The following is a 19,873-nucleotide window of genomic DNA, read 5'->3' as shown; positions in this document are numbered from 1 at the left end:
CCCCCCCCCCCCCCCCCGCGTCCTTCGATAACTTAAGGCGTCATTGATGAAGCATGAAAGCCTCAAGTTAGGCGCTCTAGCGTTGAGTTCACAGCGACTCAACAAGCTGCTGCTGATCCTTGCAGGTCTAACCTTATTGCTGGTCGGCATGTGCTACTGGGCGATCGATCGTGTACTTGAAGAAGAACGCGACAAGGTCGATTTCCACTTCGCCCGCCTCATCGAGAGCGTCCACGAGTACGAGACTTTTTTGCGCAACGTCGCCAGCGCCTATGACCGCACAAACCAGAACATGATGACGGACATCCGCCCGATGTCTCGGGTCGAGATCATGCAAAAGAGCGATGAGCGAGTCTTCCAGAACCGCGGCCTGGCCATGTCCCAGCCGTTCACCTTGAGCGAACGCATCAAATACAGCGAAGCCCAGCTACAAGGTGCCTATTCGTTGGGAGTACAACTGACCGATTACTACAGCACCTTCTGGTCAAGTTCTCATTACTCCGCGCCCCAGACGTTTCTGTTCTCACCGTCTGATCAGTTCAATATCGCAATCCCGGGCGTCGACGGCACACGCACGCAAGCCGCGTTGCTCAAGAGTAATTTTTTCGAAGTCACCAACAGCCTGTATCAGGAACTGCTCGCCCAGCGCAGCCTGCTCAACGACCGTAGGGTGCGCTGGACGCGAGCGCCAGCCGGGTTGCTCAACGGCACCAAGACGATCGTGGCGTTTATCGGCGTGGATATCACACCGTCCATCATGCCTGCGCGTCAGGATAAAGGGCTGCTGACCTTCGCGGCACTGCTGGATGCCGGACAGATCAATGACCTTGATCGGCTGCGGGTTCGACAGATCAATAATCGCGTCACGCTGATATCGCCGACCGGTGACGTCCTGCTGGGGGAGTCGCAAGATCAGGCGTCGGTGCCTATGGGGCTAAGTTTTGACGGTGACGGTTTGCGCTTCAAGGTCAACTCCAGCGGCCCTGAGCAATGGGTCGGCCTATATGCCGTCAGCTATGAGAACTTCTTTCGCTACGCCCAGTGGCCACTGTTGGGGGTCGCCGGTGTGTTCCTGCTCGCCCTGCTGTTGGGGTGGCGGGTCAATCGATGGTATCGCGGGCGTATCGTTGAGCCCGCCCAACGGGCCAATCGACGTCTGACCGAAAGCGAGGCGTTCAACCGCGCAATGTTGCAGAGCGCGCCGGTTGGCCTGTGCGTGGTGCAGCGCAACAACAGTCAGGTGTTGCTGGAAAACCAGCGCGCCCAGGAATGGCAGGGCACCGCCGAACTGATCAGCCTGCTCAAACGTGACTATAGCGACGAAGAGCCTCGAGAGGTGCAAATCGAGGTGGCTGGCCGTTACCTGCTGGCGTGCTTCATGTCGACCCGATATCAAGGTGAGGACGTAGTGCTCTGCGGTTTTAACGACATCACCCGGCACGTGGACGATGCCCTGCTCATGGAGCAAGCCAAGCGCGCTGCCGACGACGCCAGCGCTGCAAAAACGTTATTCCTGGCGACCATGAGCCATGAAATTCGCACGCCCCTGTACGGTGTTCTTGGCAACCTGGAGTTACTGGGGCTAACCGACCTCAACGCACGCCAGCGCGATTACCTGCAGACCATTGAACGCTCATCGTCAGTATTGTTTCAGCTGATCAGCGATGTGCTGGACATATCAAAGATCGAATCCGGGCAAATGGCCTTGGAAACAACGACCTTCAGCCCATTGGACGTGTTCGAGGACGCTGTGCGCAGCTATGCCGCGTCGGCCACCAATAAGGGTCTGCAGGTGCTCGCTTGCGCCGACGCGACGTTGCCAGCCCTGATGAGCGGCGACCCGGGACGCATTCGCCAGATCGTCAATAACCTGCTGAGCAATGCGATCAAGTTCACCGATTCCGGGCGCGTGGTATTGCGTCTGAAGGTCACTGATCTGGACCAGACCCATGCGTCGTTGCAGTGGCAGGTTTCCGATACTGGGATGGGTATCAGCGATAAGCAGCTGGCCGGGTTGTTCAAGCCGTTTTCCCAGATCAGCGGCAGCGAACGAGCTGGCGGTGCCGGACTCGGCTTGTCGATCTGCGCGCGCTTGAGCAAGCTGATGGGCGCCAACTTGCGAGTGGTCAGTGAACCAGGTCTGGGGAGCAGTTTCTCTCTGCATCTACGGCTGCCGATCGTCGCTGGACTGTTACCCGATTGCGCTGATATCGACCTGGATGGGCTACTCATTTATGTCCGTGCGCCGCTCAAGGAATTGGAGCAAAGTTTGATCGACTGGCTCAACCGTTGGGGTGCTCGAGCCACGCCCCTGCCAGACGGCTATAGCGGCGATGCACATTCGATGCTGCTAGATGTGGCACCTAATGCAACAAGCACCGCCATCTGGCATGGCCAGCGCATTACCGTCAGCGACCTTGGTCAGAGGCAGCCGCAGCAGACGAGCCAAGGCTGGACGGTGAATCCCTATGACATCCGCTCCATCGCCCGCGCCCTGTCCCATCCGGAAGGCGCTCAACCACTGGAACCGCACAGTCAGGACAGCCCCCCCCGTATTGGCTTGCGAGTACTCGTGGTAGAAGACAACCCCATAAACCGTGCCATTCTGCAGGAGCAACTGGAGGCACTTGGCGCACGGGTCGTTACCGCGGAGGATGGTGAAGAGGCGCTGCAGCGCTGGTCGCCGGATGCCTTCGATCTGGTGATCACCGATATCAACATGCCTCGCCTGAATGGCTACGAACTGACCCGTGCCTTGAGAGAACACAATGCAAGAATGCCGATCATTGGTGTCACCGCCAACGCGTTGCGGGAAGAGGGTGAGCAATGCCTGGCGGCCGGTATGAACGCCTGGGTGGTCAAGCCGCTGAGTCTGAAAGTTTTGCGCCAGACACTGCTCAGCCATTGCGGGCACTTCATCAATGAAACGGGGGACGCGCCTGTATCACAGCAACGAGGTGACATGGACGGCTGGATTAGCTTGTCACCGGCGATGCACCAGTTGTTCATCAGTACCATGCAAGAAGACATGTCCAACACTGAGCAGGCTCTCGACGAAGCCAATACTCCCCGCGTTGTGCGGCACTTGCATCGCATGAACGGTTCGCTGGCCTCGGTTTGCGCCTCGAGCCTAAGCGCAGCTTGCAACACATGGGAAAAGACGCTTCAGCATGGCTCGCTGGATGCTGCTTCAACAGCTCAGGTGCGGGTGTTATTACAACGTCTGGACGCCGTGCTGCTCGCCTTGAAGGCCAATTCAAGCTCTGACGAACAGCCATCGAATGGCAGGTAGATAATGCGAGAAATCAACGTAGTGATCGCGGATGACCACCCCATCGTGCTGCTCGGCGTGCGTGAGATCATCCAGCGCGACGGCCGCTTTAAAGTAGTCGCCGAAGCCACCAGTTCTAGCCAGCTTGTCGCCGAACTTCAGGAGCATGCGCCAGAGGTGGTGATCACCGACTTCAATATGCCCGGCGACTCGGTCTACGGTGACGGCCTCAAGCTGATCGAGTACCTCACTCGAAGGTTTTCGCGCACACAGATTCTTGTCCTGACCATGATTTCCAATAGCCTGATCCTGTCACGGCTGCACGAACTGGGTGTTGTCGGGGTCATTCAGAAAAACCACCTGCACGAGGAAATCAAGAACGCGCTCCATGCACTGGCGTCTCATCGCAACTACCAAAGCCCGGCACAGGAAATCACTTCGGTATTGCCCAACTCGCAGCAAGTCGATGAGCGCTTCGCCAGCCTGTCACCCAGAGAGATGGAAGTGCTGCGCCTGTTTGTGGCGGGCAACAGCGTCAGTGACATCGCCCGCCAAGTGAGCCGAAGCACCAAGACAGTGAGCGCACAGAAAATTTCCGCAATGCGCAAACTGGAAGTCAGCACCGACCACGCACTGCTGACGTACTGCATCAGGACCGGACAGTTTCAATAGGGCTTGTGGGCGATGAACGACTAATAAAGTCGGCCGCGCGGTACAGAAGCCGTTGCCGATTTATTAGAACGCTCGAGGTGCCATCTGGGAAACAGCGGTCTGCCTGGAGTTTGATGGATGTCACAATATCCAGCACTCGGAGCAAGGCAAAGGCACGGCGTTTTTCAAGGTAGTTGTCGCGTCAACGTCTCTCAATTCGACCTTCTCGACCGTTTTTTCGACGCCCGATAAAAGCTCAATTCGGGCAACAAACCAAGCAAGATCCTGTTAGCAAACGAACTAGGACGTTTGGTCAAATGCCTCAGCGTGCAGAGAGCAACGCAACCACCATGAAAGAACAGTCATGTGCAGCTTAAAAAACCGGGCGCTAAACCGGGTATGACACAAACTTTACCGTACTAAAACCTTGGTTTTATGATGCTACACCCCATGACTTCTGGTTTAACGTGTAAAACACACGCCACAGAAAAAGCCGCGTTCATACGCGGCTTTTTTGTACCTGAAAACATCATCCGCCACACCACCAAACAACTGTGGGAGCTTGCTCGCGATTGCAAACTATCTGTCACATCAACGTCGGATGTACCGACATCATCGCGAGCAAGCTCGCTCCCACAGGGGATTTGCGCGGCGTCAGATCTTTTTGGTTCTCGGCAGGAAGATCGCCAGCACCCCAAACAGCGGCAAGAACGAACACAGCTGGTACACGTATTCAATGCCGTGAATGTCCGCCAGATGCCCCAGCAGCGCCGCACCAATCCCGCCAAAACCGAACATCAGACCGAAGAACACCCCGGCGATCATGCCGACATTACCCGGCACCAGTTCTTGCGCGTAGACCACGATGGCCGAAAAAGCCGAGGCCAGGATGAAGCCGATCACCACGCTCAGGATGCTGGTCCAGAACAGGTCGACGTGAGGCAGGATCAAGGTGAACGGTGCAACACCAAGGATCGAGAACCAGATCACTGCCTTACGGCCAACCTTGTCGCCAATCGGCCCACCAAAGAAGGTCCCCGCCGCGACGGCCCCGAGAAACATGAACAGGTGCAGTTGCGAGCTGGCTACCGACAAGTCGAACTTCTCGATCAGGTAGAAGGTGAAATAACTGGTGAAGCTGGCCATGTAGAAATACTTGGAAAACACCAACAGCCCCAGCACGACCAACGCGCTCACTACCCTGCCCTTCGACAGCCCGTGAGTCGCCACCTGGCCTTGCTTGAGCTTGAACAGGCTCAAGTGGTTGGCGTACCAGCGGCTGATGCCATACAGCACCACCAACGCAAACACGGCGAACAATCCGAACCAGGCGACATTGCCCTGACCGAACGGAATGATGATCGCCGCCGCCAGCAGCGGCCCAAATGCTGAGCCAGCGTTGCCACCGACCTGGAAGGTCGATTGCGCCAACCCAAAACGCCCGCCCGAGGCCAACCGTGCCACGCGAGAAGCTTCCGGATGAAAGGTCGAGGAGCCGACTCCGATCAATCCCGCCGCCAACAGAATCAACGGAAAACTGCCGACCTGGGACATCATCAAAATGCCGACCAGCGTGCAGATCGCTCCTGCCGGCAGCAGATACGGCTTGGGATGACGATCGGTGTAGTAACCGACCCATGGCTGCAACAGCGACGCCGTGAGCTGAAAGGTCAGGGTGATCAGGCCAACCTGGGTGAAGGTCAGCCCGTAATTGGCCTTGAGCATCGGGTAAATCGACGGCAGCACCGATTGAATCAGGTCGTTGATCAAATGCGCCAGCGCCACCGCGCCGATGATTCGCATGACCAACGGGCTGCTTTGCGAAGTCGCGAGTGCCGACGATGCGGCCGTTTGAGCGTTACTGGTAGCCATGAGAGTTTCCATACAGCGTAAGGGAGAGCACTTGCAGGTGCACCAATGTGCCATCTTTCAGTGCAGCAACGCCATCCACTTAGCCTGCTAACGACTTTTAAATAGTCGACGTATAAGTGATAGCGCAAAGCCATGGTCTGAATCTTGCCTTGCTTATCCGCTTCAACGCGGCCCCTTACAAAGGGGATCGAGAATGGGAAGTTTCACCACAGCGCCGGTCCCACATGACCCGTCGGGGTGAACTTTCGAGGCCTTTTATGAGGGCACAGGCTGCGGCCACAACGCCGCGACCGCACGCCATTGGTGCGTGGTGCCCAGAGGAGTAGTCGGGCATGCAGGCTTTTCTGACACCGGGAATTGGACTGCTTGGGCGTTTCGGTTTCGCCCGCAAGTTTCAGTTGTTGTTTCTGCTGTTTATCCTGCCGCTGGCGGGCAGCCTGTGGATGATTGGCCAGGATTACCGTGACAAGCTCAGCCTGATTGCAGGCGAGCGTGCCGGCGTACGCCAGCTGATAGCCCTTGATGCATTGGACAACCTGCTCGCCGCCCAACGCGACCGCGCCGCCCGCTGGCGCGCCACCGAAACCAATCGCCAGCCAACACCGGCCACTGTCGCCGCAATGGCCGCGTTTGATGCAGTGCAGCCTGCGCTGAATCAGGCCGTCAACGATCTGGGCCATGCACTGATAACCGAGGGAGCCGAGGCCGATACCCTTAGTCGCTATCAAACCCTGCAAACCGCGCTCAATGGTCTGGACTCAAAAAGCCTGAGCAGCGTCGGTTGGTGGCCGGATGGCTATGAACGCTTCACTGCGGCCCTCAGCGCGCTGCAAGCGCTGCGCGAACAGATCACCATGGATAACCGCCTGACACTGGCCCCGTGGCTGGAAACGTACTTGCTGACGCAGATTTCGACCCAGCACGCGCCCGACCTGATCGAACGGGTCGGACGTCTTGCCAGCATCGGCCAGGCATCGGTGGTGTCTGGACAGTTCTCGCTGCAAAGCCGCTTGCAACTGCGCGACCTGCGCGGCCGCATTGGCGACGCTCGCGAGCAACTGATCAAGACTGGCAGCCTGCTCGAAGCACGGCTGCCCAGTGCATTGCAGGCCTGGGCCGGGCAATACCACGACAGCCTCAAGCATCTGGACGCCGGACTGAAAGGCCTGGATGACGGCATGTTCGGCGCCAGCATCACGCTCAAACCGGAAGACTTCGAACACAACCTCGACGCCCTCCTCTCTGACCTCGCCTCGCTGCGCCAGCAATCGCTGGTGTCACTGGATCAGCGTCTGGACTACTACCACGGCTCGGCCATTCGCCAGTTCATCCTGGTGGCGAGCGTCCTCGGTTGCCTGCTGCTGGCGGCGTTGTATTTGTTCATCTGCCTGCAAGCCTCGATCCGCCGCAGCGCCAGCGGAATCACATTGCTCGCCGAAGCCCTGCGCGATGGCAACCTGAGCCTGCAAGTGCCGGTTCACGGTCGCGACGAGCTGGCAGCGATCAGCACCGCACTCAACGTTGCGGTGGTGCAACTGCGCACCAGCCTGCTGGGGGTCGATCACGAAACCCTGCAACTGGGCAACGCGGTGCGAGCCCTCAATACTCACGCCAGCGAGGCACTGGGCGAAGTCGAAGCCCAACAGTTGCAGATCAGCCAGATCGCCGCTGCGGCCACACAACTGGCCGCAACCTCGCAGGGGGTTGCCCAGAGTTGTGAACACGCCTCAGGCAGCGCTCAGCAGACCCAGCGCATTGCCGCCCAGAGCAGCCGTGACAGCCAACGCACCACGGCGAGCATTCAACAGCTCAATCAGCGCCTGAACGACACTGCCGCCGCCCTTGGCCGGGTCAGCGAACAAGGGCAGCAAATTCAACTGGTGGTGGACACTATTCGCGGCGTGGCCGAGCAGACCAATCTGCTGGCACTCAATGCCGCTATCGAAGCGGCCCGTGCCGGCGAACAAGGCCGGGGCTTTGCGGTGGTCGCCGATGAAGTGCGCAGCCTGTCGCAGCGCACCCAATTCTCCACCGCGCAAATCGCCGGCACCGTCGACAGCTTGCGCAGCACTGTCAACGAAGCCGTGAGCCTGATGGAAGCCGCTTGCGGCCAAGCCCAAACCGACGCGCAAGCAGTCACCGGGCTCGGCGAACGACTGGGGGAAATCGCCAGTGCAGTGCAAAGCGTCACCGATACCCTGGCGCAGATCGCGACTGCGGTTGATGAACAAGCCAGCACGGCCGATGAGGTCAGTGGCAACATCCAGCAAGTCGATCAGGCCGCCGTGCGCCTGCTTGAAGGCGCACGGGCGGTAAACCTCGCGGCGGACACCTTGAGTTCGGGCAGCAAGGCTTTGAGCGAGAATACCGGGCGATTTCAGCTGGGTTGAAGCTGAAAACTCATCCGTTTTTATGGGGCGGGTTGATAAGCGGTTGAAAGCGTAGAGAAATATTTTAGATTTATGCTTGACACTTCATCGTTACGAGCCAATAATGCGCGCCACTTGGCTACATAGCTCAGTTGGTTAGAGCATAGCATTCATAATGCTGGGGTCCGGGGTTCAAGTCCCTGTGTAGCCACCAAGTACCGATTTACAGATGTCTCTAGATGTCTATAAATCAAAACAAGAAGCCCGCCTAGTGCGGGCTTTCTTGTTTCTGGCTATCTCTCCCTGTATCCCCCTATATCTTCCCTTCGTGTATCCCGCTGTGTATCCTCGATAAATAATTGAACCGAGGGGATACAAGCCAAATGAAGCGTTCAGAGATAAAGCGCCGCCCCCTCTCCGACACCGCATTGGCCGGGCTAGAGCCTGACGCCAAGGAGTATCGCGAGCTCGACGGGAACAGCCTTTATTTCCGCGTAAAAACTGACGGTCAGAAGTCCTGGCAGCTTCGCTACAAGAAGCCCGACGGAAAATGGTCATGGCTTGGGCTGGGCGGTTATCCCGATGTGAGCGGATCGGTGGCTAGGCAGAAAGCTGCCGAGCTGCGCGCTGACGCCGCTGACGGCAAGAACCCAATCGTCACAAAGCAGGCTCGCAAGAAAGCGGAAAGGAACATTGCCGGCGAGACATTCGAGCCGCTGGCAAGGGAGTGGTATGCCTCACGGCTCACCAACTGGGACGCAGGAACATCGAAGCGAATCATGGGCGCCTTCGAGCGCCATGTTTTCCCCGTGTTCGGTAAGCGCCCATATGCAGAGATCACCCCGCTCGAATGGATGGAGTTTCTTCGCGGCATGGAGCAGCAGGGAATCCTCGAACAGATGAGCCGGGTTCGCTCGTACTGCAGAGACGTCTACGACTTGGCCAGGGTGACCGGCCGCGCAACTCATAACCCGCTTGAAGGCCTTCAAAAATACCTCCAGTCGGGCAAGGCAGAGAACTACGCCCACGTCCCGCCAGATGAACTGCCAGGCCTGATCCGCGCCATAGCCGCTTACCCTCATGCCCACGACGTGCGCCTCGGCCTGCGCCTTCTAAGTCTCTTCGCCGTGCGCCCCAGCGAGCTACGTGAGGCGCGGTGGTCTGAGTTCGACTTTGCCAAGAAGATTTGGACGATTCCCGTCGAGCGTAAAGGTCGCAAGAAAGGCCTTGAGCATCTTGTTCCGCTTTCGTCTCAGGCGATCGAGGCGCTGGAGGAGTTGCGCCAATACACCGGCAGCTATCCCCTCCTCTTCCCGGGTCGCAGCGATCACACCAAGCCGCGGAGCGACACGGTGTTCTTGATGGCACTGCGTCGGATGGGATACGAAGGGCGTCAAACCGGCCACGGCTTCCGGCATATCGCATCGACGGTGCTCAACGAAAACGGTTTCGACGAGAACCATATCGAGGCCCAGCTTTCGCACAAGAAACCCGGCGTCGCAGGCGTCTACAACAAGGCCCAGTACCTGCCGCAGCGCACGACGATGATGCAATGGTATGCGAACTACCTGGACGGACTGGCCGGCGGCGTAATTGTGCAAGGCGAATTCGGAAAGAGGGCCTGAACCGGGCCTTCCATGGTTCTCGTAGACGCATATAGACTGAAATCTATCGCTGTTCGAACACAAGTGCTCAGACAGACACAATATTTTTGCCCGCCTAGCCCTAAGGGGTGAAAAGTCGGACACCCATCCGGCCGGCCGACTTCTCATTACAGGGTGCCGGGAGAGGAGTTGATCATGGAAACGGATAAAGAGTTTGATGCCTTTACAGACGAGGTGCCGTTCGAGCCCATATGGCGGCTGCGCGTCATGCAAGCACGCGCCAAGCTGGTGCTTGAGAACCGATCAGAACATGAGATCAGAGTGGCCGCCTCAACTATTGAGTGGCTCACCAACGAATATTTTTACAAAGAGAAAGAATCCTGGATCACCCTCCAAGTGAAAACCAATGGCTCGATACTCCGTCATCTCCCCGACGAGGATCGGACGGAATATGGACTGAGAGAGCTGGTCGATCACAACCCTGACATCATTTCTGATGAGTTCGATTTTCCGAATGAAGAGAACACTAGCCGTCTTGAGGCATTGGAGGAAAGTTTAAAAGGGGTCGACCTTGACGATGAGAATTTCCCTGACGCAAAACCCTATGAATACTTCGCCGTTTTAGCATTGGTGCTCATTGGGGAGGCGATCCTTTCATTCCAGGATGATGAGTGGTGGCCACCCGTCCTGAAAGAAGACCTACCTATGGTGTGCCTTAGCTCCATTGCCAATAACGCAGTAGACATCATGGAGGTTGTTTGTAGAGCAGAGCAGCGTCAGGACGAACACGAAATGCGCAAAAGAATCGAGTTTTTCTTGCACGACAATGAAAAAAGAATCCCCGAGCAGGTAGATGATCTGGTGAGGAAAAAGGTTTCGCTCGCAGCAAGTCTCGCAGCCAATGCTCGGCATAAAGAAACAAGCGAGAGCAGGTCGGCAGCTCTTCTGTGCTGGGATACCACTGGATCAAACTTCAGCAGCCGAACTGCGTTCGCCCGGAATAAACACAGGGATTACGGAGTTACCGAGAGAACGCTTTATGGGTGGGTGACGACACACTTGCGTTCAAAGGACTGACTGGCGACTACCATCTGCGCGCATACAGTACGGTATACGCGCTAACTGTACAGTCTGCGCGCATGCGGGACTGCCGAGAGAATCGCTGCGCAATCATCCTGTTTCCCGTCTACATCAGTATCGGGAAACACACCATGCATACGATTCACACATCGCACCAACCTTCTGTCCCATTCACGCAGAACTTTGATCCATCGATCACCATAATCCGGATGCCGGACCTGGAAGCCATCACTGGGCTCGCCCGCCCCACCGTGTACAAGCGCCTCAAAGACGATCCGACCTTCCCGCGCCCTGTTCCGCTGAGCGACAGCAAGTCACGCGGCTCGCCGGTAGGCTTTGTCTTGGCCGAGGTACAGACCTGGGTTCGCCAGCGCATCGCCCTGCGTGGGGAGATTGCCTGATATGAGCTCAAAAAAAATGGCCGACCAACAGGCCAGCCACGAAAATACTCACGTAGAGAATACCAGCGGAACCGCACAACGCGCTCGCCTTTTGGAGCGCTTGAAAGCCGGACCGATTGACACCTTTACCGCCATCCGTGAACTGAACATCGTTCGCCCTGGTGCGCGGGTCAATGAGCTGCGCGGCCTTGGGCACAAGATTCTTACCCACCGTCTCACTTTGACCGACGATCAAGGTCGCACTCATAGCGGTATGGCTCTCTACTACCTCAGCACCAATCCGCCAGCTGGGGTGTCCGCATGACGACTATGCTCATGCCCAGCGATGAACGGTCGATAACGTTCCTTGCCAGCAGTCGTGCTCGTCGGTATGGTTTACGCGTCGCTGCAAAATCAGCGACCGGGCGTAGGAACCCGATGAGCAAAAGGCGCAACAGCGCCCAGATCACCACTGCCGGCGTTTTTTTTCGTCTGCAGTTCTGTGTTATGGCAGCTGTGCGCGGGCAGGCTTCGGCCTGGCCGGGTTCCTTTTGCCCCGGTATTCCTACCCCGTGCACAGCTGCCACCCAATCCCGTAGGAAGGATCGTGGCAGCTCCTCTAAAGCAAAAGGAGCTCCACCTATGCACGCCCTCAATCCGTCCAAAATACGCGCCCTTGCTCACCGCCGCATGGCCTTGAGCGCCCTCCGCGCGAACTCGTCCCTCTCCATCCGCCTCGCCCGCTACAACGCCCACATGGCTATTGTCCGAACCCTGGAAACCGTCGGGGGTGCCCAATGAACGCCAAGCAGAAAGCAGACATCGTGAACGATGTCGCAAGTGCCGCAGTTGACCAACTCCATTGCGACAAGAGCTATGCCGAGTGGTTTGGGGCTCTGATGCGCGCCATCAAGCACAACACAAAGCACTGTGAGGGGCGGGACTGCGCGACCCTTGCAGAAATCGGCTCCTACCTGACTGAAGGCATGCTGTCGGGCCTTGGCGACGTGGACGAGATGACCAGAAAGCTGGAAAACGCAGGGGGTGCCATATGACCTTCCCTATCCAAACCATCACTACTCCAGCCCACTGCTCTGTGGAAGACCTCCGCGACCTGCAAGACATCCTGGCGCTTCTAAGCCTGGCGCTCGCGGTTATTGCTTCCCCCTCGATTCCGATCATCGTCGCCCGTGTCACCGCCGTGATGGCGCAACACACCGCTATGGCCTGGGCTGAACTGATGGAAGGGATGATCGACACTGCTGGGGGTGAGCAATGAACAAGCTCGAAGCGATCGCCGGTATCGCAAAAGAAACCCAGGAAGTTCTTTCCACAACCAATCAGCAGGTTCGTTGGTTGGGCTCAGTGATGCGAGCCATAACCTTGTCTGTAGATCATCAGGAGTACGGAGTTCTAGCTGGGCTGGCTGAGCTAGGCACGCACCTCAGTGACGAGTGGGCCAGCTACCTTGAGGGCCAAGTCGAAATGTTTGGTCGCTGCCTTGATGAGGAGGAAGCCAAATGAGCCACCTCAACGCCCTGCTGATTACCACCGAGAACCTCGGCTCACTGCCTGACGAAAAGCTCCGCGACATCGTGCTGGCCGGGGAATGCGTCGGCATGAACCTGAGCCATGGGATAGCCGCAATCGGCAACATCCTTGCAGTTGCTGCGGCGAATGAAGACGACGGGCTCAGCAACAAGGCCGTAATCAGTATTGGATGGCTGATCGAGACCTTGGGCGAAATGAGCGGTCGAGTTCACGACATTGAACAGTCGGCGGACTGGCACCTCAGCGAGCGGGCAAAAGAGCAGCCCCGCAAGCGCAAGCCATGAACACAAACCTTGCCGAAGCAACCAGCTCCATAAGCTGAGGATCTAACCATGAAAATTCAAAACGACGCGCCAGCGTCGACGGGATCGGCTTGCCCAAAGAAAGCCACCGAGCTTTGGTATGTCACTCATCCGAAGGTGCCCAAGGCGTTGTTGGGGCCGTTCTTGAGCCAGGCCGACGCCGAGTGTGGTCGCATCGTGATGCGCAGCACCGAGGCCGTGGTAACGGCCTGCCTGGTCGATTCAATCGACGACATTATCCGCTGGCACGGAATGAACAACGGCCAGGTCTGTCGTGCCTTTGCTGGCGCTGATCGCCGGGAGGTGAATCATGAGTAACGTGATTCTGTTCGACCCACCCAGCAGCATCGTGCGTGACGATGAGCCGCCGCATATCGACCCGTACAGCTTTGCCTTGCTGGTCGGCGTCTTCAACGACCTGACAGCATTCCGTGACAGCGAGCCAGACCGCGAGCCCGCCGCACTGATGCGTAAGACGACCACCAAGCTCAACGCCGTGTTGGCGCGGTTTGAGCCGCCGAAGGGGGCCGCATGACAGACGCCACGATCCTTTTCCGTGACGCGCTCCAGTCGGTCTATGGCCCGCTCGACTGGCTACCGATACCCGATGGCACCATTCACCGGTTCCGCGTCCCGGACGACAAGCCCGGCACTCTCAATGGTTGGTATGTCCTGCACCTGGACGGTATCGCCTCCGGCGCGTTCGGCAGCTGGAAAGCCGGCGGTGCCAGCACTTGGTGTAGTCGTGAGCCGGTGGACGCCAAGGAAGCCGCGCAGATCCGCGAGCGCGTTGACCAGGCCCGACGCCAGCGCGAGGCCGAGCAACACCAGCGCCAGCAGCACGCCGCCGAGTTGGCCAACCGCTGGTGGCGGAATGCGCGCCGCGCCGACCCGGCTCATCCGTACCTGGTGGCCAAAGCGGTTCGCCCCCACGGCCTGCGCCAGCGTGGCGCTGACTTGCTGATCCCGTTGTACCTGGATGGTCGCCTGATAAACCTACAAAGGATCGCCCCGGACGGCGCCAAGCGCTTCTTGCCCGGTGGCCGCGTGAAGGGCACCTACTCGCCGCTGGGCATCATCGAGCCCGGTTCTCAGCTCTGTATCTGCGAGGGGTGGGCGACGGCCGCCAGCCTCCACCAGCACGGCGGCTACGTGGTGGCCGCAGCCATGAACGCGGGCAACCTGATCCCGGCGGCGATGGGCCTTCGCTCTCGCTACCCGGGGCAAGCAATCGTTATCACTGGCGACGACGACCGGCTCACCGACGGTAACCCAGGGCGCAAAGCGGCGAACGCCGCGGCAGCAGCTGTGGGCGGCCAAGTGGCTTTCCCTAAGTGGCCAGAAGGCGCACCGGATGACCTCACCGACTTCAACGACCTCGCCAACTGGAAGCTCGCCAATGTCCAAGCCTGACACCAACGTGATCAATCTTCGACCCGATGCAGCTGCCATTGCGCCTGATCGCCCCTGCTGGGCCGTATACGAGCATTGGGTGATCAACGAGAAAGGTCGCAAGCTGCGCCCGGGTGTTTACTGGCACAGCTTCAAGCGTGCCGCCGCCGATCAGGACGATGCCGAGAGCGATACCGGCGACCGGCCTATCACCGATGAGTGGATCTCCAGCCCCGTCACGGTCGTGGCTCGCACCACCAACAGCGACGACGGCAGCGAGGGCCGACTGCTCCGTCTGGTCACCGAGGGCGGCATCAAGGAATGGATCATCGCCATGGAGGTGTTCGGCGGCAGCGGCGAGGATGCCCGGCGCGCCTTGTTCGGCATGGGCGTCATCATCGCCCTGAAGAAGCGCGGCACGTTCATGGAGTACCTGCTCGATCAACACCCCGCCGAAGTGTTCGCCACCACCTGCCGGCCGGGCTGGCATGAGTCGGGGGCGTTCGTGCTGCCCGGGCGGACGATCGGCAGTGACAAAGTGCGGTACCAGGCCAGCAACAAGGCTCAGGTGCTTTTCAGCCGGCGCGGAGAGCTGGCGCAATGGCAGTCGGAAGTGGCCGCCAAGTGCGCCGGCAACCCGGTGCTAACGCTGGCGATTGGCTGCTCATTGGCGGGGCCGCTGCTGAGCCTGGTCGGCGTGCTGGGTGGTGGCGTTCACCTGGTGGGCGACAGCTCGAGCGGCAAGTCGCTGGCGCAACTGATCGGCTCGTCGGTATGGGGTGACCCGGGCGTGTTCGCTGCCAGTTGGGACATGACCAAGGGCGGTCTGGAGATTGAGGCGTCGAGCCGCAACGACACTATCCTGCCGCTGGACGAGATCAAGCGCGCCGACCCCAAGCGTGTACAGGAAATGGCCTACTCCCTCGCCAACGGCCAGGGTAAGGGCACCATGACCCGTGAACGTGAGGCCCGAGGAAAACTCAGCTGGCGCCTGCTGACGCTCTCCAGCGGTGAGCGTTCCCTCTCCGAGCACGCCGCCATTTCCGGCAATGCCGCCCACGCTGGCGCCGAGCTACGTATGGTCGACGTGAACGCCGGCACCCGGACGCACCGGGCCTTTGATGAATTGCATGGCCTTGAGGGCGCGGACTTCCACCGACAGCTCACCGTGGCCGTCGGCGCCCACCATGGTCACCTTGGGCCAGCCTTCGTGGAGCGCTTGATCGCGACCGACGACAAGCCTGGACTGCTCAGTGACTTCGCCGGTATCCGCGCCCAGTTCATCGAGGACAACGCCCAAGCCGGACGGGTGGCGGATCGGTTCGCCGTCATTGCGCTTGCGGGGGAAATGGCTATCGCTTACGGCTTTCTGCCCTGGACGCCAGGCAACGCCCTGGCCGACTGCCAGTTGCTCTATGGCGAGTGGCTGAGCCGCGTAGGCAGCGGAAACGCCGAAGACCGCCAGATTCTGTCCGGCATCCTCGACTTCATCGACAAGCACGGCAGCAGCCGATTCTCCGACGTGAACGCATCAGAAGATGACGCCAAGGTGTTCAACCGGGCCGGGTACTGGGAATTGTCCACGGGCAAACGCCTGTACCTGTTCAACAAGCCGGCCCTGGTCGAGGCTGCGCATGGGTACGGCTTGAGTCGCGTTATCAAGGCGCTGGAGGGTGCTGGCGCCATTGCCAAGCGTGACTCCGACCGCAAACGACACACCAAAAAATACCGCGTACCGGGTGGCGGATCGCCTGGCCTGTATGTGATCGACCCCGAAACCATGGACGGCGAAGGGGGTAGCGTATGACCGCCACCACTACCAATCACGAATGCCCATGTTCACAGGAACCTGAAATTGGTGGGAACAGTGGGAACAGTGGGAACGGCCAGCAAAACCGTGGCTTTCAGCCGTTCCCACCCTATAAAAAAAGTGGGAACAAGTGGGAACACACACCAAAGTTTCAATATAAGAGCGCGGCACTACTGTGCCTTTTGGTTATCACTGTTCCCACAGAAAAACGAGTGGGAACAAATTGGGAACACTCACCCCCCCGGAAACATTGGGCGTTCCCACCGTTCCCACTGTTCCCACCGTTTTTGAAATCACAGCAACATGTGTATGTGAGCAATCCGGGTGAGGTGGCGCCATGAGCCTCCTTTCCGGCCTCCTCGATCATATGCCGCCAACCATCGCTGGCGCTGGCAAACCGACCATGGCGAATCGCACCACGGATCGTCCACGTCTGGTGCTGACGGAACGTATCGAGCGCCCAGCTCAACACCAGACAAGCACCTACACCAACGCCGCCACATCTGAGTGGCGACAGGCCCGCGACCAATACCTCAATCACATCATGGTTTGCCGTTCCTGCTACGCGCCCACCGGACGCCATTGCACGGCTGGCGCCCTCCTGCGCGCCAACTACGACAACACACCTATGGAGGCCCACCCATGAGCACCAGCCTCGTCATCGCCTTGGTGGACATTGCCAGGAAGCCAAGCGCCAGCATGAGCACCAGCTTGATCACTACTCGGCGGATCTGTCGCATCTTCGGGAAGCGACTTGACTCGATCCGTGTCGAACGCCGAGCCATGCGTCGCAAGGCCAGCAAACTGAGCCAGTACCTGCCATTCACCGCCAGCGCCATAGCCGAGATTGAGCAGGCAGCCGCCGACCACCGCAGCACGGAGTGGAACGACCTGCGCACGGTGCTCGCCGGCTTTGGGCGCTCGCTGGTGCTGGACACCGAGGGACTGGCCAAGGGGCTTGGATTTGATCGGCTGTGCGACCTCCTGGCGATCAACTCCGTGGAGCGGGAGACAGCGCGCAAGGATGGCTTGGCCAACCTGGCCGATCTGGTGTTCGCCTACGCGCTCGAGGAAAGCGCCGCACGCCGCGGTCAGGAATGGAACGACGCACCGCTGTTCAACGCCTGCCAGATCGCAACCGCGAATTTCATCAGGGAATGCCCCGAGCACCTTCTACCCGATCCGTTCGCACCTGGTGCGCCCTTCGGCCCGAAGCTGCCGCCTGACCTACGCCTGGTTGGCAAATGACCATTTCGGTACGCGACACGTTTTCGCAATTCACAAAACGTGTCGCGACACAGAGCAGCACCCCGGGCATCAGCCCACCACATGAGAGGTAAAACACATTGGATAAGACGCGCTCCACGAACGCGAATGGCTTCCAGCTATTTCGCCACGGGTTGTTCGGGGCCTGTATGCCGCCCCGTCACGCTCACATCAAAAGAGGTAACTAACCATGTCGATTGAATCGTATTCAGTCGCGGTCAAGCTCTCGCTGATCAACCATGTCAGCTCTGGCCTGATGACGATCAGCAAAAGCCTGCATGGCACCGGTATGGACGTCGACAAGCTGAACTCCAAGCTTGCGGCTATCGGCAAACAAGCAGCCATTGGTGGTGCAATGTTCGGCGGCGGGATGGCTATCGCCGGCCTGTTCAAAGGCCCGCTCAATGAGGCAATCAAATACCAGAAAGAGATGTCCAAGCTCCAACAGCAGGGGCTTGGGCAGCTGCAGATCTCGGAGGCTATGAAGTTTTCCGAGGCCAACAAGATCATCGGCACGTCGCTGATGGATCGAACCAAGATGTTCACCGACGCCCAGGGCGCGTTTCGGGAGTCTGGCAAGAGTGGTTTCGAGGCGCTGGCCGCGGCGAAAGTCATATCCCCCGTACTTGCGCAGTACCAAGTTGCGACCGGAATGCTCGCTGAGGGCAAGCAGGGAATTGCTCACGCGCAGTTCATGCAGATGAGCAAAACCATGGAACTGATGGGTGGGCTCAACGATGTAAACAAGGCAACCCAGATCGCTGATGGCATTTTCAAGACCGTTCAATCGAGCGGCAAGATGGTTAGCGAGCGCGACCTGCGACTGTTCATGTCACACGGTGGCGTCGCTGTGGCCGGGCTTACCCAAAAAACGATCTTCGCTGGTTTGGAACCAATCATTGGCGAACTGGGCGGCTCGACTGTCGCCACTGGCCTGATGACCGGCTACAGCCGCACCCACGGCATGATGGCGCTCACGCCCAGCATCATGGCCAACGAAGCGCTCAGGTTGGGAGTATGGGAAAAGAGCAAGGTGACGAGAACAAAGGGCGGCGGCGCCCGGTTCCTGCATGGCAGCCCCATGAATGCTGAACTTGCGCACTTACAGGACACCGATACGATCAAATTCGCTCAGGCGATGATGGGCGTCTATGCAAAAAACCACATCACATCGCTGAGTGACATGGGCCGAGAGAACAACATCCTGTTCGGTCGAACTGGCGGCAGCATTTACACCCGAATCATGCAGCAAATGCCGGTTCTGCTTCACTCGCTCGATGCCTATGACAAGGCCCAGGGCATCAGCCAGACCATTGCGGCAAACAAAGACTCGCCGATGATGAAAACCCTTGAGCTGTCAAAGGCGATGGACGATTTAAGCCTGTCTATCGGCCAGAACGTGATGCCGGTGTTTCTCCCCATGCTCACCAAGCTGACCGAGCTATCTCAAGAGCTTGGGAGGCATCCGGCACTGATCAAGGGATTCACATACTCACTGATTGGACTGTCGACCGTCCTTGTCACCGGTGGCCTGATCAACATGATCGCGGCCTCATCGAAAGGGTTTGGGCTGCTATTCACTGTGCTCTCCGGAGGCGGCGGCATAACGGGGGCAGTCCTCAAGGGGGTGTCGCTGATCGGCAATGTCCTGATGTTCGGGCTGCGCGCGATTCCGGTAATCGGGTGGGTAATGTTGGCCGTTGCTGCCGGGATTTATCTCTATCGAAACTGGGACATGATCTGGACGAAGACCAAGGCGATCTGGGGAGCAATCGCCCCGTATATCGTTGACGGCTGGAAGTGGATAAGCGACTCCATATCTTCAGTCTGGAGCGGCGTAAAATCCGGGATGAAATCCTTTGTCGGGCTCTTCCTCGATCAGTGGCAGTGGCTTTTCAACACAGTGGTCACCGGTATCAACTCGATGCTGCCGGCCGGCATGGCGTTCAAGAAGGCAACGTTTGCAGACAACTGGAGCAAGTCGGACAAGCAATGGCTGGCAGGACAGCCGCTTGTATCACCATACCCGGCACACATTCCGATTGCGCCGATGCTTATGGTGCCGCCAAGCACCTCAATTGGGCGGCCATTGCCGGAAGCCTTGGTTGCACCAGTTCCGCCAAGGCAGGCCCAGACCGTTCAGGTCACCACCAGGATCGACCTGAGCGGTAAAAAGATCGCAGAGGCCGTAACGGAGCACCAAGCCAAGGAATTGAGTCGCCCGCAAACCGGCACCAACGGTTTCGATCCGAGTCGTAGTCTGCTCATGCCTGGAACCCCGAGCGCCGTTTACCCAAGGGGATAACAAGAGAACAGGTTCTCCGA

Annotated in this window: 20 protein-coding genes and 1 tRNA gene; 20 read left to right on the top strand and 1 reads right to left on the bottom strand. The window is 58.7% G+C overall.

From position 1 onward, the window contains the following. Nucleotides 1-46: 46 nt before the first annotated feature. Nucleotides 47-3,292: a hybrid sensor histidine kinase/response regulator gene (locus HK44_RS04965; RefSeq protein ID WP_019693661.1), complete on the top strand. Its 3,246-nt coding sequence runs from the start codon at nucleotides 47-49 to the stop codon at nucleotides 3,290-3,292. Nucleotides 3,293-3,295: 3 nt separating this feature from the next. After that, nucleotides 3,296-3,943, top strand: a complete 648-nt coding sequence (locus HK44_RS04960; protein ID WP_019693662.1) for a response regulator — start codon at nucleotides 3,296-3,298, stop codon at nucleotides 3,941-3,943. Between the two features lie 633 nt (nucleotides 3,944-4,576). Here HK44_RS04960 and HK44_RS04955 read toward each other — a convergent pair. Beyond that, on the bottom strand, nucleotides 4,577-5,794 hold the full coding sequence (locus HK44_RS04955) for an MFS transporter (protein WP_019693663.1): 1,218 nt from the start codon (nucleotides 5,792-5,794) through the stop codon (nucleotides 4,577-4,579). Between the two features lie 332 nt (nucleotides 5,795-6,126). On the opposite strand from HK44_RS04955, the gene HK44_RS04950 reads away from it, so the two are divergent. The 18 genes from HK44_RS04950 (at nucleotide 6,127) to HK44_RS04860 (ending at nucleotide 19,853) form a co-directional block, all read left to right on the top strand. Further along, nucleotides 6,127-8,184, top strand: a complete 2,058-nt coding sequence (locus HK44_RS04950) for a methyl-accepting chemotaxis protein (RefSeq protein WP_019693664.1) — start codon at nucleotides 6,127-6,129, stop codon at nucleotides 8,182-8,184. Nucleotides 8,185-8,300: 116 nt separating this feature from the next. Then, a tRNA-Met gene (locus HK44_RS04945) sits at nucleotides 8,301-8,377 on the top strand. A gap of 169 nt (nucleotides 8,378-8,546) precedes the next feature. Then, the gene (locus tag HK44_RS04940; protein WP_019693665.1) at nucleotides 8,547-9,788 is read left to right on the top strand and encodes a tyrosine-type recombinase/integrase; all 1,242 of its coding nucleotides are present in this window, start codon (nucleotides 8,547-8,549) and stop codon (nucleotides 9,786-9,788) included. 174 nt (nucleotides 9,789-9,962) lie between these two features. After that, nucleotides 9,963-10,844 (top strand): hypothetical protein, encoded by an 882-nt coding sequence (locus HK44_RS04935; protein WP_019693666.1) that lies wholly within the window; start codon nucleotides 9,963-9,965, stop codon nucleotides 10,842-10,844. Between the two features lie 134 nt (nucleotides 10,845-10,978). Beyond that, a complete protein-coding gene (locus tag HK44_RS04930) occupies nucleotides 10,979-11,248 on the top strand; it encodes a helix-turn-helix transcriptional regulator (RefSeq protein ID WP_024264749.1) in 270 nt (89 codons plus the stop codon). Between the two features lies 1 nt (nucleotide 11,249). Next, on the top strand, nucleotides 11,250-11,552 hold the full coding sequence (locus HK44_RS04925) for a helix-turn-helix domain-containing protein (protein WP_080690581.1): 303 nt from the start codon (nucleotides 11,250-11,252) through the stop codon (nucleotides 11,550-11,552). A gap of 317 nt (nucleotides 11,553-11,869) precedes the next feature. Continuing rightward, nucleotides 11,870-12,028 carry a hypothetical protein gene (locus tag HK44_RS29615; protein WP_019693669.1) on the top strand — a complete coding sequence of 53 codons (159 nt, stop codon included), beginning with the start codon at nucleotides 11,870-11,872 and terminating at the stop codon, nucleotides 12,026-12,028. After that, nucleotides 12,025-12,282 carry a hypothetical protein gene (locus HK44_RS04910; RefSeq protein WP_019693670.1) on the top strand — a complete coding sequence of 86 codons (258 nt, stop codon included), beginning with the start codon at nucleotides 12,025-12,027 and terminating at the stop codon, nucleotides 12,280-12,282. The genes HK44_RS29615 and HK44_RS04910 overlap by 4 nt, the downstream gene beginning before the upstream one ends. Beyond that, nucleotides 12,279-12,506 carry a hypothetical protein gene (locus HK44_RS04905; RefSeq protein WP_019693671.1) on the top strand — a complete coding sequence of 76 codons (228 nt, stop codon included), beginning with the start codon at nucleotides 12,279-12,281 and terminating at the stop codon, nucleotides 12,504-12,506. Before HK44_RS04910 ends, HK44_RS04905 begins: the two co-directional genes overlap by 4 nt. Continuing rightward, nucleotides 12,503-12,751: a hypothetical protein gene (locus HK44_RS04900; protein WP_019693672.1), complete on the top strand. Its 249-nt coding sequence runs from the start codon at nucleotides 12,503-12,505 to the stop codon at nucleotides 12,749-12,751. Before HK44_RS04905 ends, HK44_RS04900 begins: the two co-directional genes overlap by 4 nt. Next, nucleotides 12,748-13,062, top strand: a complete 315-nt coding sequence (locus HK44_RS04895) for a hypothetical protein (RefSeq protein ID WP_019693673.1) — start codon at nucleotides 12,748-12,750, stop codon at nucleotides 13,060-13,062. Before HK44_RS04900 ends, HK44_RS04895 begins: the two co-directional genes overlap by 4 nt. A 48-nt stretch (nucleotides 13,063-13,110) precedes the next feature. Then, nucleotides 13,111-13,398 carry a hypothetical protein gene (locus HK44_RS04890; protein ID WP_019693674.1) on the top strand — a complete coding sequence of 96 codons (288 nt, stop codon included), beginning with the start codon at nucleotides 13,111-13,113 and terminating at the stop codon, nucleotides 13,396-13,398. After that, complete coding sequence (locus HK44_RS04885) at nucleotides 13,391-13,615, top strand: hypothetical protein (protein WP_019693675.1); 225 nt, start codon at nucleotides 13,391-13,393, stop codon at nucleotides 13,613-13,615. The genes HK44_RS04890 and HK44_RS04885 overlap by 8 nt, the downstream gene beginning before the upstream one ends. Next, a complete protein-coding gene (locus HK44_RS04880; RefSeq protein ID WP_019693676.1) occupies nucleotides 13,612-14,493 on the top strand; it encodes a toprim domain-containing protein in 882 nt (293 codons plus the stop codon). The genes HK44_RS04885 and HK44_RS04880 overlap by 4 nt, the downstream gene beginning before the upstream one ends. Beyond that, nucleotides 14,480-16,279, top strand: coding sequence for a DUF927 domain-containing protein (locus HK44_RS04875; RefSeq protein ID WP_019693677.1), 1,800 nt, complete (start codon nucleotides 14,480-14,482; stop codon nucleotides 16,277-16,279). Before HK44_RS04880 ends, HK44_RS04875 begins: the two co-directional genes overlap by 14 nt. 340 nt (nucleotides 16,280-16,619) lie before the next feature. Next, entirely contained in the window at nucleotides 16,620-16,928 is a 309-nt protein-coding gene (locus HK44_RS04870; RefSeq protein WP_031319319.1) for a hypothetical protein, read from the top strand. Beyond that, a complete protein-coding gene (locus tag HK44_RS04865; RefSeq protein WP_019693679.1) occupies nucleotides 16,925-17,530 on the top strand; it encodes a hypothetical protein in 606 nt (201 codons plus the stop codon). The genes HK44_RS04870 and HK44_RS04865 overlap by 4 nt, the downstream gene beginning before the upstream one ends. A 208-nt stretch (nucleotides 17,531-17,738) precedes the next feature. Then, on the top strand, nucleotides 17,739-19,853 hold the full coding sequence (locus tag HK44_RS04860; RefSeq protein WP_019693680.1) for a hypothetical protein: 2,115 nt from the start codon (nucleotides 17,739-17,741) through the stop codon (nucleotides 19,851-19,853). The last annotated feature ends 20 nt before the right edge of the window (nucleotides 19,854-19,873 follow it).

Origin of the sequence: Pseudomonas fluorescens HK44 (assembly GCF_000217955.3) — a bacterium.
Classification (GTDB): Bacteria; Pseudomonadota; Gammaproteobacteria; order Pseudomonadales; family Pseudomonadaceae; genus Aquipseudomonas; species Aquipseudomonas fluorescens_AQ.
This window is presented reverse-complemented; position numbering and strand designations above follow the sequence as displayed.